Origin of the sequence: Algoriphagus formosus, assembly GCF_002807035.1 — a bacterium.
Lineage (GTDB): Bacteria > Bacteroidota > Bacteroidia > Cytophagales > Cyclobacteriaceae > Algoriphagus > Algoriphagus formosus.
Genome location: NZ_NIUC01000001.1, coordinates 1150497 through 1168234 on the forward strand (window position 1 = coordinate 1150497; position 17738 = coordinate 1168234).

A 17738-nucleotide genomic window follows, 5' to 3' on the forward strand; every position below is an offset into this window, starting at 1 on the left:
GGACTTAAGGAATGTCCATAAATTTATGGGTTTGCAGCGAAATATTCCAAGTTGGATGATTTTTCACATAGTTTATGATCTCCGGAGTGAATTTTTCAGCCTTGCTCCACTCGGGTTGAAGACGCAGTTCACAGTCCTTTCTGACCAATTCAGCGTGTTTCTCTGCAAAAGCAAAATCACTTGGATGAAAAATAACCACCTTCAGTTCATCCGCTTCATTATAGATCGAAGGATGCGGTTTTTTGAATTTTTTCGGTGAAAAGCAAACCCAGTCGAAATCTCCGGAATAGGGATAAGCTCCTGATGTTTCGATATTAGTAGTGAATCCTTTTTCCTTTAAAAGCTTGGTCAATGGATTCAGATTGTACATCAAAGGCTCTCCTCCTGTGATGACCACCAGTCGTCCAGGGAATGAGCAAGCTTCCTCCACAATTTTTTCTATGGACAAAACCGGCCACTTTCCAGCTTCCCAGGATTCTTTTACATCGCACCAAACGCATCCCACATCACAGCCTCCTAGACGGATAAAATAGGCGGGGTGTCCAGTGAATTTACCTTCACCTTGTATAGTATAAAACGCCTCCATGACAGGAAGCTGCAACCCTTCGGCTACGAGTTCTTGGGTAGTCATTGTGAATTTTTGGTAAAGCGGGTGATTCCACCGCTGAATGAAGGTGCAAAGGTAGGACGAAAGTTGGAAGGTTGCAAAGTGGAAAAGATGGAAGGTTGAGTTGCCAGACCTTTCCACTTTGCAAGTTTTTCACATTACTTCTTCACCGTCGGATACGTCACTCCCAATTGCTCCAAATAGGTATCGTACTTCGTCTCGTCGTAATAGAATTTCTCCAGCTGAGGACGGAACTGCTTCATAATCCCTTCATTCAGGTAAATCGGAGGTGCATCATCAGCGGTAATCATAGGCTTGTAGGTTTCTTCCTTTGTCTGCACATTATTAAAGTAATCCCATGCCTGATCAACTAGTTCGGGCTGAAGCAAAAAGTCCAAAATAGTCATGGCTTCAGCTTTGGCACCGGCAGTTACCCCTTTATGGGCAATCGGTGTGGCCATAGCGATCGCATTCGCCCAGTGGTGACCGGGAAGTCCGGGAATGTTGGATGGAAATCTAAGCGTCACCGTCGGCACCACCCAAGACACATCTCCAATATCATCCGAACCCCCACTTCTTATTTCTTCAGTCGGTTTCCCTAATTCACTTAATTCGGTTGCAAGTCCCCTTTCTTCCGAACCCATTTCCTTTTGAACTGCTTTAGCTAAGGTTTGGTCTTTTTCATCCCATTCGGGGAGACCCACTTTTTGGATGTTTTCATACATCGTCTCAGCTATCACTTTATTAAAGTGTCTCGGCCAAGCGGTGCCAAGCACTTTATAGCTCATTTCAGTCTCTGTCATCAAGGCTGCACCCTTTGCGATATTAGTCGCCTGCTCATACATTTCCATGATACCGTCATACTTCACATCCCGGAAATAGTACCAGATCGAAGCTTTGGAAGGAACTACATTCGGCTGATCTCCCCCATCCGTGATTACTGAATGTGAGCGCTTAAGCGGATGGAGATGCTCTCTTTTATAATTCCATCCGATATTCATCAATTCCACGGCATCAGCTGCTGATCTGCCTCTCCAGGGCGCTCCTGCTCCATGTGCTGCTTCGCCTTCGAAACTATATTCTACCGAAATCAAGCCAGTTCCATTCGCCTGACCCCAACTTACCCCGAGGTTATTGGCCACATGCGTGAAAATACAGAGATCTACTCCGTCAAAAATACCGTCCCGTGTGTACCAAGCCTTTGCAGCTACCAATTCCTCCGCAATACCGGGCCATAAAATGAGCGTGCCTCCGATATTTTCTCTTTCCATAATCTGCTTGACAGCCAAGGCAGCTGTGATATTCAAAGGAATCCCAGCATTGTGACCTTCTCCATGACCGGGGGCACCCTCGACCATAGGCTTGTGATACGCCACTCCCGGATATTGAGATGCTTTAGGGATATTATCTACATCTGATCCTAATGCAATCACAGGCCCCTCTCCATTGGACCAAGTAGCCCACCAAGCTGTGGGGATTCCTGAGATTCCGGTTTCAATAGTAAAACCATTTGCTTCCAAAATTCCTGTTAAATAGTTAGAAGACTCGATTTCCTGAAAACCCAGTTCGGCAAAGGAAAAGATCTTGTCTACCATCACTTGACTTTGTTTGTGATTGGCTTCTACGATTTGTGCCGCTTCTTCTTTAAGTGCTTGGATCTTTTTGGGGGAAAATTTTTGCTGTGCCAAGCTTCCCAAACTACTCCCGAGTAGCATGAGGAGCCCAATTCCAATTGATTTTCGCATGTGTGTTGGTGGTTGATTTTTTGGAATTTACAGAAAAGCATAAAAACTAAGACAAAAAATTGACCAATGGGAAAATATGAGTATTCAGAGGTTTTGGAAATTAGCCTACCAAAGCCGCCTTATTTTTCTATTTTTGCAGGCGTTTAGCTAAAATTTCAAGAAAACATAATCATGGCGGATTACAAGTTCAGGGATATCGAGCAAAAGTGGCAAGGGTACTGGAAAGAAAAGGGAACCTTCAAAGCAGAGGTGGACCCTAATCGTCCTAAGTTTTATTCTCTGGACATGTTTCCTTATCCATCTGGTGCAGGTTTGCACGTAGGCCATCCGCTGGGATATATTGCTTCTGACATTGTCTCAAGGTTTAAAATGCTCAAAGGATTCAATGTCCTTCACCCAATGGGTTACGACTCCTTTGGATTGCCAGCAGAGCAATATGCCATTCAGACTGGACAGCATCCCGCTATCACTACTGAGCAAAACATCGCCCGCTATACAGAGCAGCTAAAAAATATTGGCTTTGCCTTCGATTGGGATCGGGAAGTCCGTACTTCTGACCCATCATATTATAAGTGGACACAGTGGATTTTCATGCAGCTTTTCAATAGCTACTATGATTTGGATGCAGACAAAGCAGTTTCCATTGATTCTTTGGTTTCCCGATTTGAAAAAGAAGGTAATGCTTCAGTAAAAGCTGTCTGCGATGAGGAAACACCAACTTTTAGCAGCTCGGACTGGAATGGCTTTTCGGAAAAAGAAAAGCAGGAAATGCTCCTAAGGTATCGATTGACTTTCCTAGCTGAGACGACCGTCAATTGGTGTCCAGCATTAGGAACTGTTCTTTCTAATGACGAGGTGAAGGATGGATTCTCGGAAAGAGGTGGACATCCTGTAGAGCGCAAGAAAATGATGCAGTGGTCCATGCGAATCACTGCTTATGCTGATAGATTGTTGAAAGGCCTAGACAAAGTAGATTGGTCCGAACCGATCAAAGAAATGCAAAGAAACTGGATCGGAAAGTCCATTGGTGCAGAAATGGTCTTTCAGGTCAAAGATTCTGATAAAAAAATTAAGGTTTTCACCACCCGTGTAGATACGATTTATGGTGTGACCTATTTGGCTTTGGCTCCAGAATCTGATCTAGCTGCTGAACTCATCACTGAAGATCAACGGGAAACTGCAGAAGCCTATATCCAAGTCGCCAAAAACCGCTCAGAGCGTGAGCGCATGAGTGATGTCAAAACCATTTCCGGAGCCTTCACAGGTTCCTATGCCATCAATCCATTCAACGGTGAGGAAATCCAAATTTGGGTAGCAGACTACGTTTTGGCAGGCTATGGAACTGGTGCTGTGATGGCCGTCCCTGCACATGATGAGCGGGACTACAACTTTGCGAAGCATTTCGGGTTGGAAATCCGCCAGGTCATCGAAGGATCAATGGAAAATGGCTCTTTCCCCGGCAAAGGTGGTCTAATCATTAATTCAGGATTTCTTTCAGGGCTATACATGAAGGAGGCCATGGAGAAAGCTATTGAGTTTTTGGAAGAAAAAGGAATCGGAAAAGGCAAGATTCAGTACCGAATGAGGGATGCGATTTTCACTCGTCAGCGATACTGGGGGGAACCATTACCGGTTTATTTCAAGGATGGTCTTCCCTATTTGATTGAGGAGAAAGACCTGCCTTTGGTACTTCCTGAGGTGGATAAATACCTCCCAACTGAAGACGGTGAGCCGCCACTTGGTAGAGCAAAAGATTGGACGTATAAAACGGCTGATGGAGAATATCCACTGGAACTCTCAACCATGCCGGGTTGGGCGGGATCCAGCTGGTACTTTTTCCGCTACATGGATCCGAAAAACGAGGAAGTTTTCGCAGATAAAGCCAAAACAGACTACTGGGGAGCCGTGGATTTATATATCGGAGGTTCCGAACATGCTACAGGCCACTTGCTATATTCCCGTTTTTGGACCAAATTCTTGTTTGACCTGGGCGTGGTGAGCATTGACGAACCTTTCCAAAAGATGATCAATCAAGGAATGATCCAAGGGAGATCAAATTTTGTGTATAGAATCAAAGGAACAAATCAATTCGTCAGTTACGGATTGAAGGATCAATACGATACCTCAGCCATGCATGTTGACGTGAATATCGTTTACAATGACCAGCTGAATTTGGACAAGTTTAAGGCTTGGAGACCGGATTTGGCGGATGCGGAATTTATCCTCGAAGATGGGAAGTACCTCTGCGGAGCTGAGGTAGAAAAAATGTCCAAATCCAAATACAACGTCGTCAATCCGGATGATATCATCGAGCGCTACGGGGCCGATACCCTTCGACTTTATGAGATGTTCTTGGGTCCTTTGGAGCAATTCAAACCTTGGAATACGAATGGTATCGATGGAGTTTTTAAATTCCTAAGAAAGCTTTGGAACCTGTATCATAATGCATCCGGAGAATTCGCGGTTTCAGACGAAAAAGCAAGCAAAGAGGAATTGAAGGCATTGCATAAAGCCATCAAAAAGATGGAAGAGGATATGGAGAATTACTCCTTCAACACCTCTGTGTCCAGCTTTATGATTTGCGTCAATGAGTTGACTGCATTGAAGTGCAACAAGCGGGAGGTATTGGAGCCTTTGGCGGTTTTGATCTCTCCATACGCACCCCATATTGCTGAGGAACTCTGGTCGCTTTTAGGTCATGCGGAGTCAATCACCAACGCCACTTTCCCCGAATTCAAGGAGGAATATTTGGTAGAAAGCGATTTCGAGTATCCGGTCATGATCAATGGCAAGATACGTTCGAAAATTTCACTTCCCCTGGATCTAGGAAAGGATGAGATCGAAAAGGCAGCTTTGGCTGACTCAAACGTTCAAAAATGGCTGGAAGGCAAAGCGCCTAAGAAGGTGATTGTGGTTCCAGGAAAGATTGTAAACTTGGTGGTTTAATTACGACGAAATAAAAAAATAAGGGGAGGCTTTGCTTCCCCTTTTTCTTTTTCTGATATACCTTACTTCGGATTTTGGAATCTAAAAATGATCCTCTATACCTTTCCCGTCCACACCTCCTTTATTGACCGCGACTTGGAAATGATCCAACCGATGGCTGAAATCAAACCCCTGGAATTTACCCAAAGCCCGGTCAAACTTCCATTTTACTTTATTCTTCAGTTTTTTCAATTGCTTTGGTACTTACCCAAAACCACCCAATACCTCTGTTTCTTTGGAGGCTATCATAGTGTCTTACCTGTTTGGTTTGGGAAAGTATTTGGAAAAAAATGCACCATCCAAGCCGGCGGCACAGACTGCATCAATATGCCTGAAATCGGATATGGAAACTTCCGAAAGAAATGGCTTCGAAAAGCTACGGTCTATTCATTTAAAAACTGTTCACTCATTTTGCCCGTGGCCGAAGCTCTGATAAAGCAGGACTATTCCTACGATTCGAGGATCTCCTCCAAACAGGGACTTTTGAATTTGATCCCTGATTTGGCCACTCCAATTGAAGTCATTCCCAACGGCTTTGACACCGATTTTTGGAAAAATTTGGGCAATACCCAGAAGTCTTTCAGCTTTATTTCTGTCGCCACTGGAACCTCAAATCCCTCAAGAGCAATTGTCAAAGGCTATGATTTAATTGAGGAATTAGCCAGCATTCATCCCAATTGGACCTTCACTTTGGTAGGTGACTCCGAATACATCTCACTTAATCCAAACGTACAGGTTTTGGGAAAAATGCATCCAAAAGAACTTCTGGAACTCTACAATTCCCATCAGTTCTACCTTCAGCTCTCGACTTCCGAAGGCTTCCCAAATGCCCTTGGGGAAGCTATGTCCTCTGGCTGCATTCCGATTGGTTCGGCAGTTGGGGCGATTCCGGAAATTGTCGGAAATTCTGGTTTGATTTTGAAAGAAAAGAATCTAGATCTGCTTGAATCAGCAATTCAAGATTTTGCCAAGTTGGACCTGAACCACTTTTCAGAGGCAGCCTCAAAAAGAATCCAGCAACTTTTCAACTTTGAAAAAAGAAAAAAGGCCCTTTTGAAGGCCTTGGATTTGGTCAGCTGAGTAGTTGAATCTGATTCCGATTCACCTTCACTACTCCCCGCTGCTCCAGTTTTTTGAGCAACCGGGTAATGACCTCCCTGCTGGAGTTCAGCTCCTGTGCAATTTGCTGATGGGTTTTGTGAATGGAGTTACTTTGGCTGGCTTCGGCATTTTTCTCCAAGTACTCGATTAATCGCTCATCCATGCGATGAAAAGCAATACCATCGACCACTTTCAGTAACTCTTCAAAACGATCCTGATAGGTATCCATCACAAAATAGTACCAAGACTTGTACTTTGGCATCCACTCGTCGAGCTTAGAGATCGGTACCACAATCACGGTAGTTTCTTCCTCTGGAATAGCCTTAATCTTTGAATAGCCTTCACGAGCGGAACAGATCATGGTAATGGCACAAGCCTCTCCAGGGCCGAGGTAGTACATAAATAACTCATGATCATCCTCATCTTCCCGAAATACCTTGACCTGACCTGAAACGATCAAAGGAATAACCTCCACTTTTTGGCCAATATCCATCATCAAATCATCGGCAGGAAGTACCAGCAAGTCCGCACAGTCGAGAATTTCCTCTTTCAATTCCGGCTCAAAATCCTTAAAACAAAAATCCAAATAATTACCGATCTCCTTCTTCATAAACGAAATTTTTTGTTAATTGAAAAGGTGACATCAATCACCTTTTTGTATTTTACGAAAGGTACTTTTGAGAAAGTTTGTTCCAAAACAAAAAATTAAAAAATCATGAAGTCAAAAAGCCAATTAATTTTTCTGCTTGGACTGGGCTTGATGGTGGCTTTTAGAATAATTTCAAAAATCCCTTTTTTCGAAGGTGAAATTGCAGGTTTTGATGGAGGCAAACTTTTAAAAATTATAGTCGGCCTGGTATTTATAGTGACGACTTTTCTCATCTATAAGAAATCTAAAAACCAAGTATCATGACCTGGGATGTAGAGACGCTTTCGCGGATACAGTTTGCTTTCACCATCATGTTTCATTATATCTTCCCACCTTTCAGTATTGGTCTGGGATTGCTATTGGTGATATATGAATCGCTTTACTTAATCACCAAAAAGAAAATCTATGAAAAAATCACGCGATTTTGGATCAAGATTTTCGCAGCTAATTTTTCGGTAGGGGTAGCATCCGGAATCGTGATGGAATTTGAGTTTGGCACCAATTGGTCCACCTATTCTAGATTTGTCGGGGATATTTTCGGTTCGCCATTGGCTGCTGAGGGGATTTTTGCCTTTTTCCTAGAGTCAGGCTTCTTGGCTATTCTACTTTTTGGTTGGAACCGGGTGAAGCCTGGAATGCACCTCTTTGCTACCATCATGGTGGCTGTAGGCAGTATGCTATCCGGCTTCTGGATCGTAGTTGCTAATAGCTGGCAACAAACACCTGTGGCTTATGAAATCGTCGTGGATTATGGAATTCGGCGAGCAGTGATCACGGATTTCTGGGAAATGGTCTTCAATCCTTCTGCCATGGTTCGTTTTACGCATGTGATCTTGGGAGCTTGGATTCAGGGAGCCTTTTTGGTTTTGAGTGTCTCCGCTTACTACCTGATCAAAAATAAATACGTTGAATTTGCCAAAAAATCCTTCGCCATTGCTTTGGGATTAGCAGCCATTGCCTCTTTGGCACAGCCTTTTGTCGGCCACGAACACGCCAAAATCGTTAATGAATGGCAACCTGCGAAACTCGCCGCCTTTGAAGGACTTTACGAAACCCAATCGAATGCTCCGCTTTACCTGATAGGCTGGACAGATCCCGAAACTCGTGAGACCTCAGGAATTGCCATTCCCGGAATGCTAAGTTTCTTGGTTCATGGAGATTTTGAGGGGGAAGTCAAAGGCTTGGAAGAATTTCCCGAAGAAGACTGGCCTGCAGTAAACGGAGTTTTCCAGAGTTATCACTTAATGGTAGCATTAGGGATGCTTTTTATCGCTGCGACCATACTGAGTTTGTTTCTGCTTTGGAAGAAAAAGCTCTTTACCCCTAGTTGGTCCTGGCTAATCAAACTTTACATTCCTGCCGTAGCACTCCCGGTAATGGCCAATCAATTGGGTTGGGTCTCAGCTGAGCGAGGTCGCCAACCGTGGATTGTGCAAGGGCTGCTGAGGACAAGTGAAGGAGTCTCCAAATCTATTTCCGCACCGGAAGTCATGATATCATTAATTCTTTTCGTCCTAGTTTACATTCTCTTATTCTTTGTTTGGCTCTACGTCTTAGACAGGGAAATCAAGCATGGCCCAGACCACGTGGCAACAGTAGAAGCTGGCTACAAAAAGAAATCAGAAAGAATGGACGCTCTAAAACCTCATTGATCATGGATTACAATATTGTTTGGTACATACTTGTTGGCGTACTGTTAATCGGTTATGCGATTTTGGATGGATTCGATCTGGGCGTTGGGATTCTTCACTTGCGAAGCAAAGGAGACTACAACCGTCGAATTATGATGAATGCCATCGGCCCAGTTTGGGATGGAAATGAAGTTTGGCTGATCACTGCAGGAGGGGCTTTGTTTGCTGCCTTCCCAAATGTATATGCGACTGCATTTTCGGGTTTTTATCTACCTTTTATGTTGTTGCTTATTGCCTTGATTTTTCGGGCCGTTTCCATCGAGTTTCGCTCTAAAGAAGAAAATCCCCGCTGGCGAAATTTCTGGGATTGGGGATTCAGCCTTGGATCTATTGTAGCAGCTTTACTTTTCGGAATAGCCATCGGCAATGTGGTGATTGGCTTTCCGATAGGAAGTGACATGGAGTATCAGGGTAATTTCTTTGACCTACTCAATCCTTACTCCCTGATGGCTGGTTTTTTCTCCCTGTCTATGTTTGCACTGCACGGAGGCATCTACCTAAATATGAAAACCGAAGGAGATTTGCAGAAGCAAATCCAAGGCTGGATCAAAGTCAACTATTGGATTTTTGTATTGTTTTATCTCGTGTTTTCAGGATTTACTCTTTACCTGAAGCCGGAGATGATTGCCAATTTCTCTTTTGGACAAATAGAGCTTCCGGGCAACAAACATGAATTGGTAGAAAATCATCAGATCTTAATCTCTGTTTTTGCTTGGACCATTGTACTTCTGAATATTCTTGCCATCATGAATATCCCACGGATGATGGCCAAAGGTCGTGAGGGATGGGCCTTTATTTCTTCTGGTAGCATGATTGCAGCAATCGTGATGCTTTTTGCACTTGGAATTTTCCCCAATCTGATGGTGTCCAATCTAGACCCTGCATTCAATCTGGACATTTACAATGCTGCATCTTCGGGGTACACACTCAAGACCATGGCTATTTTGGCAGCTTTTGGGCTTCCTTTTGTCGCCTCCTACACCATTATTATTTACTGGACCTACCGGGGAAAAGTAAGGTTGGATGAGAGCAGCTATTAAATGCAACATTATTTCAGTTTTTTCTATAAAAACAAAATGGAATAAAATATCTTTGCAACGTAATGCTTAGAAGCCTTATCTATATCACACTTGCCTGGACTATGGTATTGAATAGCATGGTGTATTCGGTGATCAAAGTAAACTTTTCGATCAACCGCAAATACATCATCGAAAATTTCTGTATCAACAAAGACAAACCAGAACTTGCTTGTGATGGAAAGTGCTTTTTGATGCAGAAAATAAACGAGGAGAAAGAAAGACAGGAATCACTTCCTGCATTCACTTTCAATAAGGATTTTGGTGTATTTATTTCCCCTTCTTTTGAAATTTCGGAAGTAGCACTAAGCTTCAATCCTTATCTGATGCATTCGAGTATGTACTTTAATCGTTTTGGCCAAAACGTATTTTTCACCATCGAGCACCCTCCAAAGGGATGATTTTTCACTCGGTTTAATTTCTCTCACTTAAAATTCTAATCATGCGATTTCTGATCCTAGGGTCAGGGATATGCCTGTGCGGAGTGTTGCTTTTCTCCTGTGGAGCAGAGGAAAGTCCAATTCAAGAAGGACCTACGCTGATTTCTTTGGAAAAGCCGGATTATTTCCCGGCAGAGCAACCTATGCCCGCAGCTAATCCCTTGACCGAGGAAGGAGTCCGTCTTGGAAGAATGCTTTTCTATGAAAAAAAGCTTTCCAAAGACGGGACAATTTCCTGTGCATCCTGTCATCAACAGGAAAAAGGCTTCAGTGATGGATTACGTGTCAGTCCGGGCGTTGGCGGTGCTCAGGGTACCATGAATGCCATGTCCTTGGCCAATCTTCACTGGCAAACCCGTTTCTTCTGGAACGGACGTTCGGTTACTCTGGAGGAACAGGCCATCATTCCCATTGAGGATCCTATGGAAATGAACCTCCCTATCCAAGAAGCGATCAGCAGGCTCCAAAATGACTCGGATTATCCCAAGCTGTTTTCGGCAGCTTTCGGCACTGAAGAAGTCACTGCAGAGCGGATCGGAAAAGCTTTGGCGCAGTTTGAACGGACACTTATCTCTGCCAATTCTAAGTTTGACAGATGGATACGGGGTGAAGTAGAACTTACTCCCGAGGAGCAGTTGGGTTTGGAGCTTTTCTTTACCCATCCCGAACCGTCCATTCAGCTCAGAGGAGGAAATTGTGGGGATTGCCACCTGGGTTTTCTCACTGCAGGAGATCCCAATGGCTTTTCAGGCTTTCACAACAACGGCCTAGATCCCGATGAAAGGCTAAAAAGTGGACTTCAGTCCGTCACAGGAAATGCTTTTGACCGAGGAAAATTCAAAGCACCTGGGCTACGGAATATTGCTCTGACTGCACCCTACATGCACGATGGCAGATTCTCCAGCCTAGAGGAAGTGCTGGATCACTACAATGATCACATCCAAAACAGTGAAACGCTGGATGTCCTCATTCTGGAGGCGAGCAATGAACCCCAAAACCCAAATGACCCCGTCAAACTCCACCTTTCGGAGCAGGAAAAGAAAGCCATTATCGCCTTTCTGAATACGCTTACCGATCAGGAGTTTGTCACCAATCCCAAATTTTCAAATCCATTTAAGTAAAAAACACAATGAAAAATATCGCATATCTATTCTTGGCTTTTGTTCTGATTTTCAGTTCCTGTTCCGAAGAAGAAATCCCGGCACAAATGACCGTGGAACTCAACTTTGAAAACACGCTCAACGGAAAACCCTTGCAGCTGAATTCAGAAACCTTTACCCTTCCTTCAGGAGAACCCTTCATTGCCAAAAAACTGAAGTACTACATCTCCAATGTAGTCCTGACTGATACACAAAGTGGAGCTATCTACAACGTGCCAAACAGTTATCACCTACTAGGTGAAGACTTCAAGTCAACCGTGGAATTGGGAATGATCCCATCGGCCAATTATGATCAAATTACCTTTTCGATCGGAGTGGATGCAGAAGCCAATGCTAAAACCGACCAAACCGGTGACTTAGACCCTAATAATGACATGGCTTGGAACTGGAATTCTGGATACAAGTTTGTGGTGCTGGAGGGAGAATTTACTCACAAAACCACGGGAGAGCGGACAGGACTGGTACTCCACATTGGGAGAAACCAAAACTACAAAACCGTCACTCAGTCGCTGACAGGAATCCGTGCCGGAAGGGCTGCTCAAATCCAGCTCAAAACTGTGGTAGATCAGCTTTTCTTAAGCCCTAATGCGCTTAATGCAAGTGAATTGCCAAGTACGACCATCATGGGAGGCGAACTCGCAGATAAGATCGGCGAAAACTACGCCAACGGATTTATTACGATTGAATAAAACCTAAAAAGGCCGCCTCGAAGATTTGCCTCAACGGGATTGGAGAAAAGTTGAAACCCATTTTTGGTGAGATCCAAAGTTTCGACCCCATTTCCCCTGAAAATAAACCTTTGGAGGCGGCCCCTTTTTCCCATGAAAACATCGCGATTGCTTGTATTGGCCTTGGTTTGGAGCTTTTGGAGCTGTCAGGATGAGAATCTGCTTCCCGAATCTCCCGTGGAAGTAGTACCGGAGACCTTCATTCCCGAATTGTCTTCCAGCCTTCAGGTGGGAGATTTTCCTCAGCCTGAACGCAATCCCCTATCCAAGGAAGGTGTGAAGCTGGGCAAAAGACTCTTCTTCGACCCCAAGCTTTCCGCCAACGGCAAGATCTCTTGTGCATCCTGTCACCTGCCCTCCAAGGCATTTACCGATGGGGTGGCCTTGAGCAAAAAAGGCGTGTCCGGCAATGCCTTGCACCGGCACTCTTCCCCACTTTTCAATTTGGCTTGGCATACCACCGGCCTGTTTTGGGATGGCGGAGCCAATGACCTGGAGTCCCTGAATTTCGGCCCGCTTACCCATCCTGATGAAATGGCAGCAGACCTGGAGGAAATTGTAGCCTATCTGATTCAGGACAAAACCTACCCAGAGCTCTTTGCCCAAGCTTTTCCAAAAAATCCCATCCAAAGCGCAACCATCTCCCGTGCCCTTTCCCAATACACGCGGACATTGATTTCCCAGACCTCAAAGTATGATGATTGGAAAAGAGGCGAGGCTACCTTGAATTCATTGGAACTGCAAGGCTATCAGCTCTACCAGAACCATTGCTCAAGCTGTCATCAAGAAGGTCTATTTACCGATTTGGATTATCACAACAATGGCCTGGACTTGATTTACCCTGACCCTCCTGCTTTGGAAGGACTCTTTCTTGGTCGGTTCAGAATCAGCTTTGATTCTCTGGATTTGGGTGCTTACAAAACTCCCAGCCTTCGGAATGTCACACTCACTGCTCCTTACATGCACGATGGGCGATTTGAGAGTTTGGAGGAGGTTTTGGATCACTATCAGTCCGGAATTCAAGTCAATTATTCATTAGCTCCTCAACTCAAAGAAGGAATCAATTTATCCCCAGATGAACGAAAGGCGCTTTTATCTTTTCTCAAAACCCTACAGGATGATGCCTTTGTCCTGTCCCATATTCAAGATTCAGAAAAATGAAAAAAATAGTCTTCCTAATTCTCTTTTCGCTAGCCTTTTCCAACCGAGGAATGGCCTGCGATAGTTGTAATTTCTTCGAATACAGCCTTTTGGAAAACAAAAGTTACTTTGGTCTTTTCTATCGGTTCCGCGGGTTTGACGATTACAAATCCTACTCTAGCTCTACTACTTCGCAAATCAGGAATTTCCCCGCTCAGCTCAGCACCAATCTAAGGCCTTGGGACGGGCCTTCAGTTATGCACGAACCGGAAGGAAATGGACTCTTTGTCCAAAAAACCAAGCAAGATTTTGAAACCTATCAAACAATAGAAGCTCGAGGGAATTTCACGCTGGACAACAAATGGAATTTTACTTTTCTTCTGCCTTACGAGTTTAATAGAGTCTACTATGAAAAATACCTGGACCTGCCAAATCCTACACGGGACACCACCCTGTACGTGCAGGGCTGGGGAGACCTGACTGTGACTGCAGAATATATTCACCTTATCTACAATACCAAGTCCCGGCACACCTTGCGACCCGGCTTGGCCCTGACATTACCGACCGGGCAGGCTTTGGTAACTTCGAACAATGAAAATCAGGATCTATTTGATCCGATCATTCAGCCCGGAAAAGGTGCTTTTTCCTTTACCCCGCGATTGAATTATCAATGGTTTCTCGACAATCAGGGAGTCAATGTAGGGCTCAGCTACCAATGGAGCACTGAAGGAGAGCAGACTTACGAGTTTGGAAACAGCTTCAATGCCTATGCGCTGTATTTTCGCCAGTTTGAACTGAAAAGCGGACTTCTACTCGTACCCAATGCCGGATTTTACTACGAGCGATCTGAAATGGACCTGTATCAGGGAGAGCTTCAGGAACTGACCGGTGGAAAGGTTGGCTTTGCCCAGCTTGGCTTGGATATCAATTGGGTACAGACCACTTTTTCCGTATTGGTTCAGAGTCCGGTTTTTCAAACTCTAAACGGAAATCAGATTCAAAATCAAAACCGATTCAGCGTGGGAATAATCCGAAGCTTTAAGCTATGATAAGATAACTTGTCTAGGTGAGAAATATCACTGTTTTTAGCTGAGGATATAGCGAATTTTCATACACCTTAAAAAAAGAGGAAATGAAAAAGCTACTCTACGCCCTTGGTTTTTTGATCCTGCCAATTGTAGGATGCCAAGAAGAAATAAATCCTGCCGTAAAAACAAGTCTTTCTGAAGCCGAATTATCTGATCTTCTCTTTACTCGGGAGGAAGAAAAACTGGCCCACGATGTATATACTTATGCATTTGAAAAGTATGGAGTATCGATATTCCAAAATATATCCAGAAGCGAAACCCAGCATACCAATTCTGTCCTCCAAGTGATGGAATCTTATCAGCTATCAGACCCTTTGGATGGAAGCATCTCACTTGGAGAGTTCACCGATCCCACACTTCAAAACCTTTATTCTGAGCTTACATCCAAAGTTGATATTTCATTGGAAGAGGCTACTAAAGTCGGACTTTTGATAGAGGATATGGATATTTTGGACCTGCAACTTGCTATTGCATCTACTCAAAAGCCAGAGTTGATTCAACTCTACGAAAAGCTCAAATGTGGTTCAGAAAATCATATGCGAGCCTTCTATAATCAAGCCAATTCTCTAGGGGTAACCTATAATCCCAGCTATATCAGCATAGAAGAATTTGATCGCATTGTAAACTCCAGCAACACCACTTGTCAACCCAACTAATTTATGATCTCTATACTATTTCTTCTACAATTACTGGTCAACTCTCCAGAAGTACCAGCCAAAGATTTAGAGTTCACCAGCTCTCCTATTGACATTCGAGAAGAATTAATATCGGATGAAGGCTTGGTTTTACTTCAAAAACACTGTTACGCCTGCCATAATCCCAAGTCAAAATCTCATGATGAAATAATAGCTCCTCCACTTTGGGGAATGAAAAAACATTACTTAGAAGCTTATCCAGAAAAGGCTGAATTCGAAAAAGCTATGATGAATTTCATTCAAAATCCAACTGAGGAGAAGGCACTTATGAAGGGACCAATCAAGCGTTTCGGATTGATGCCAAAACCCGCAGTGTCCAATGAAGATCTACAAAAAATAGTAAGCTACATCTACGCTAATGAAATCGAAAATCCCGCATGGCACATAGAAAAAGACAATCAGAAAAAAAATAAATCAGGCGGCTTGAGGTGACCAAGGTCACGTCCTGAGCGGAAGGAGTGAGTTAGATTTGTTCTATCAAATAACAAAAACGATTTAATAATGGATACAGAAAATCAAATTCCAACTATGCCAAGAATAGGAGATTTAGCTCCTGATTTTGAAGCGATGACCACTACCGGAAAAATGAAGTTTTCCGAATATATCAAAGACAGCTGGACCATTCTATTCTCTCACCCAGCGGATTTTACGCCGGTTTGTACTACTGAAATGAGTGGATTTGCATTGGACCAAAAATTCTTTGATGAGCATCAGACCAAATTGGTGGGATTGAGTATTGATTCCATCCACGCCCACATTGCTTGGGTGAATAATGTAAAAAAGAATACTGGCGTCCTTTTCGAGTTTCCGATCATCGCAGATATCGACATGAGTGTTTCGAAGCTATACGGTATGCTTCAGCCTGGTGAGAGCGAGACTGCGGCAGTTCGTGCAGTCTTCTTTATCGATCCTGCCGGAAAGATCAGGTTGATCATGTACTATCCACTCAATGTGGGAAGAAATATGGATGAGATCAAAAGAGCATTGATTGCTTTGCAAACGGCCGACAAGCATAAAGTGGCGCTTCCATTGAACTGGACCCCTGGAGAAAAAGCAATCGTCCCTCCACCAAAGACTGTAGCTGAAATGCAAGAGCGAGAAGCAAGTGACTATGAAATGGTAGATTTTTATTTAGCTAAGAAAGATCTGCCAAAAGACTAAGATTTTTTGGATTAAAGGGTTAATTGATGATAAAACCTCTCTGAGCTTTCGGAGAGGTTTTTTTGGTTTTGGGAATTAATAGCTTCAGAAATTAAAATAATATTCATAGTATGTTTATAAACCTATATTTATTATTTCTACAAAATATTTTAAAAAATGAGTAGAATTTTAAACCAGTATTTATAAATCAAACAAAATAAAATACAATATCTAGTAAAAAAGAAAGCCTGTTTCTAAAAACAGGCTTCTTTCATGGGTCTATTGTTGATTAAGTAAAACCAAATAAACTTCGGCGATTGGGCAATAAGATTAAATTTTGAATCACCAAAATTTCTTAAACATACAAAAATTGCTGACAAATAACCAAATACAGGAGAAAATATAATCACTGTTTTTGAAAAGATTTCGGAGTGGCACCGTATTCTTGCTTAAATGCTCGAATGAAATACCCGATAGAATTGAATCCAGACATGACTGCTACTTCTTTTACCTGAAATCCCCCAATCTGTAAATAGTATCGTGCTAGCTTGAGCCTTTCAGAAAGGATGAATTCCACTGGGGTCTGTCCAAGTTCTTGCTTAAAGGTTCGTACAAAGTGTGCTTTACTCATACAGGCTTGGGAAGCCAATTGCTCCAGCGTGAGATTTTCTCTAATATTTTTTTTGATAAAATCCACGACATGTGCTAGCCTGTTTCCAGATGAAAGCTCCTTGTAAGTCTTTTGAAGCATTTCACGGGCTTGCGTTTGATTTAATCGAATCAAAAGCTCTTTGAGCGCAAGGGAGGCGATTAAATCCTTTTCTTTTGATCGCTCTTTTACTCCAATTTTGATGAAACGATTGATTATTTCAGAGAGATCTTGCGTATTAATCAAATGGAAATAGCTCAGGTCCAAGCCCCATTCTTGAGACAACACCTTATCCGGCAAACGCTCATTCAGCATATTGAAGGTGTTTTCTATCATCTCCTTGGAGATTGATAAAGCAATACACTGGGTAGGATTATCCCATTGTGCTTCCGGAAAATCAATCTTCATCACTTCATTGGGAGGAACTATCACAGACTCCCCTGGCAAGTAATCAAATCCAGGCCGGTCAAATAAATGCATAACCTTCTTGCCTTTCAGCATGGTAGTCAAGACCAAATCCCCAAAAACAAGATTGACATCAGAAGCTTCCTGATGCGTTTCAAAAATATTTAGCTCGCAGCTGTCGAGTGTATAGGTAGTTCGATTTTCAACCAGGGTCTTTAGATCTCTTGGATTTCTCCAAGGGACACCGGCAATGAAGTTATTTTGGGACATTCGGTAATTTTCTAATAATCAATAAATTAAAAAAAAATATTAACTTATAATAACAAATGAAATTTCTTTTTTATTTCAAAATATCAATATAAGTGCATGATGTGATCATTCTGTGCAATTTTTTATTTTGAATAAATAAGAATTTTGAGAATAAACCAAAAATAACCTT

General features: G+C 43.0%; 16 protein-coding genes. 12 read left to right on the forward strand and 4 right to left on the reverse strand.

Annotated features, from left to right (window positions below):
* Positions 1 to 4 precede the first annotated feature (4 nt).
* On the reverse strand, positions 5 to 631 hold the full coding sequence (locus tag CDH51_RS05065) for a 7-carboxy-7-deazaguanine synthase QueE (protein ID WP_100627524.1): 627 nt from the start codon (positions 629 to 631) through the stop codon (positions 5 to 7).
* Between the two features lie 134 nt (positions 632 to 765).
* On the reverse strand, positions 766 to 2352 hold the full coding sequence (locus CDH51_RS05070; RefSeq protein ID WP_100627525.1) for a peptidase dimerization domain-containing protein: 1587 nt from the start codon (positions 2350 to 2352) through the stop codon (positions 766 to 768).
* A gap of 171 nt (positions 2353 to 2523) precedes the next feature.
* Here CDH51_RS05070 and leuS point away from each other — a divergent pair, with 171 nt between their 5' ends.
* Together leuS and CDH51_RS05080 are read left to right on the forward strand one after the other, a co-directional pair.
* Positions 2524 to 5298 (forward strand): leucine--tRNA ligase, encoded by a 2775-nt coding sequence (gene leuS, locus CDH51_RS05075; protein WP_100627526.1) that lies wholly within the window; start codon positions 2524 to 2526, stop codon positions 5296 to 5298.
* An 87-nt stretch (positions 5299 to 5385) separates the two neighbouring features.
* Positions 5386 to 6417 carry a glycosyltransferase family 4 protein gene (locus CDH51_RS05080; protein WP_100627527.1) on the forward strand — a complete coding sequence of 344 codons (1032 nt, stop codon included), beginning with the start codon at positions 5386 to 5388 and terminating at the stop codon, positions 6415 to 6417.
* On the opposite strand, the gene CDH51_RS05085 is transcribed toward CDH51_RS05080, so the two are convergent.
* Positions 6410 to 7048 carry a Crp/Fnr family transcriptional regulator gene (locus CDH51_RS05085; RefSeq protein WP_100627528.1) on the reverse strand — a complete coding sequence of 213 codons (639 nt, stop codon included), beginning with the start codon at positions 7046 to 7048 and terminating at the stop codon, positions 6410 to 6412. The genes CDH51_RS05080 and CDH51_RS05085 overlap by 8 nt on opposite strands.
* Before the next feature lie 299 nt (positions 7049 to 7347).
* On the opposite strand from CDH51_RS05085, the gene CDH51_RS05095 reads away from it, so the two are divergent.
* The 10 genes from CDH51_RS05095 (at position 7348) to CDH51_RS05140 (ending at position 16266) form a co-directional block, all read left to right on the forward strand.
* The gene (locus tag CDH51_RS05095) at positions 7348 to 8739 is read left to right on the forward strand and encodes a cytochrome ubiquinol oxidase subunit I (RefSeq protein WP_100627530.1); all 1392 of its coding nucleotides are present in this window, start codon (positions 7348 to 7350) and stop codon (positions 8737 to 8739) included.
* A 2-nt stretch (positions 8740 to 8741) separates the two neighbouring features.
* Complete coding sequence (cydB, locus tag CDH51_RS05100) at positions 8742 to 9818, forward strand: cytochrome d ubiquinol oxidase subunit II (protein WP_100627531.1); 1077 nt, start codon at positions 8742 to 8744, stop codon at positions 9816 to 9818.
* Between the two features lie 62 nt (positions 9819 to 9880).
* On the forward strand, positions 9881 to 10255 hold the full coding sequence (locus CDH51_RS05105) for a hypothetical protein (protein WP_100627532.1): 375 nt from the start codon (positions 9881 to 9883) through the stop codon (positions 10253 to 10255).
* A gap of 41 nt (positions 10256 to 10296) precedes the next feature.
* A complete protein-coding gene (locus CDH51_RS05110; protein WP_100627533.1) occupies positions 10297 to 11415 on the forward strand; it encodes a cytochrome-c peroxidase in 1119 nt (372 codons plus the stop codon).
* A gap of 8 nt (positions 11416 to 11423) precedes the next feature.
* Positions 11424 to 12143, forward strand: a complete 720-nt coding sequence (locus CDH51_RS05115) for an MbnP family protein (RefSeq protein ID WP_100627534.1) — start codon at positions 11424 to 11426, stop codon at positions 12141 to 12143.
* A gap of 132 nt (positions 12144 to 12275) precedes the next feature.
* Positions 12276 to 13343 carry a cytochrome-c peroxidase gene (locus tag CDH51_RS05120; RefSeq protein WP_100627535.1) on the forward strand — a complete coding sequence of 356 codons (1068 nt, stop codon included), beginning with the start codon at positions 12276 to 12278 and terminating at the stop codon, positions 13341 to 13343.
* Positions 13340 to 14371 carry a transporter family protein gene (locus CDH51_RS05125; RefSeq protein WP_100627536.1) on the forward strand — a complete coding sequence of 344 codons (1032 nt, stop codon included), beginning with the start codon at positions 13340 to 13342 and terminating at the stop codon, positions 14369 to 14371. The genes CDH51_RS05120 and CDH51_RS05125 overlap by 4 nt, the downstream gene beginning before the upstream one ends.
* An 83-nt stretch (positions 14372 to 14454) precedes the next feature.
* Positions 14455 to 15066 carry a DUF2202 domain-containing protein gene (locus tag CDH51_RS05130; RefSeq protein ID WP_100627537.1) on the forward strand — a complete coding sequence of 204 codons (612 nt, stop codon included), beginning with the start codon at positions 14455 to 14457 and terminating at the stop codon, positions 15064 to 15066.
* Positions 15067 to 15069: 3 nt separating this feature from the next.
* Positions 15070 to 15537 carry a c-type cytochrome gene (locus CDH51_RS05135; RefSeq protein ID WP_100627538.1) on the forward strand — a complete coding sequence of 156 codons (468 nt, stop codon included), beginning with the start codon at positions 15070 to 15072 and terminating at the stop codon, positions 15535 to 15537.
* Positions 15538 to 15606: 69 nt separating this feature from the next.
* Positions 15607 to 16266 (forward strand): peroxiredoxin, encoded by a 660-nt coding sequence (locus CDH51_RS05140; RefSeq protein WP_100627539.1) that lies wholly within the window; start codon positions 15607 to 15609, stop codon positions 16264 to 16266.
* 385 nt (positions 16267 to 16651) lie between these two features.
* Here CDH51_RS05140 and CDH51_RS05145 read toward each other — a convergent pair whose 3' ends face one another.
* Positions 16652 to 17569, reverse strand: coding sequence for an AraC family transcriptional regulator (locus CDH51_RS05145; RefSeq protein ID WP_100627540.1), 918 nt, complete (start codon positions 17567 to 17569; stop codon positions 16652 to 16654).
* Positions 17570 to 17738: the final 169 nt, after the last annotated feature.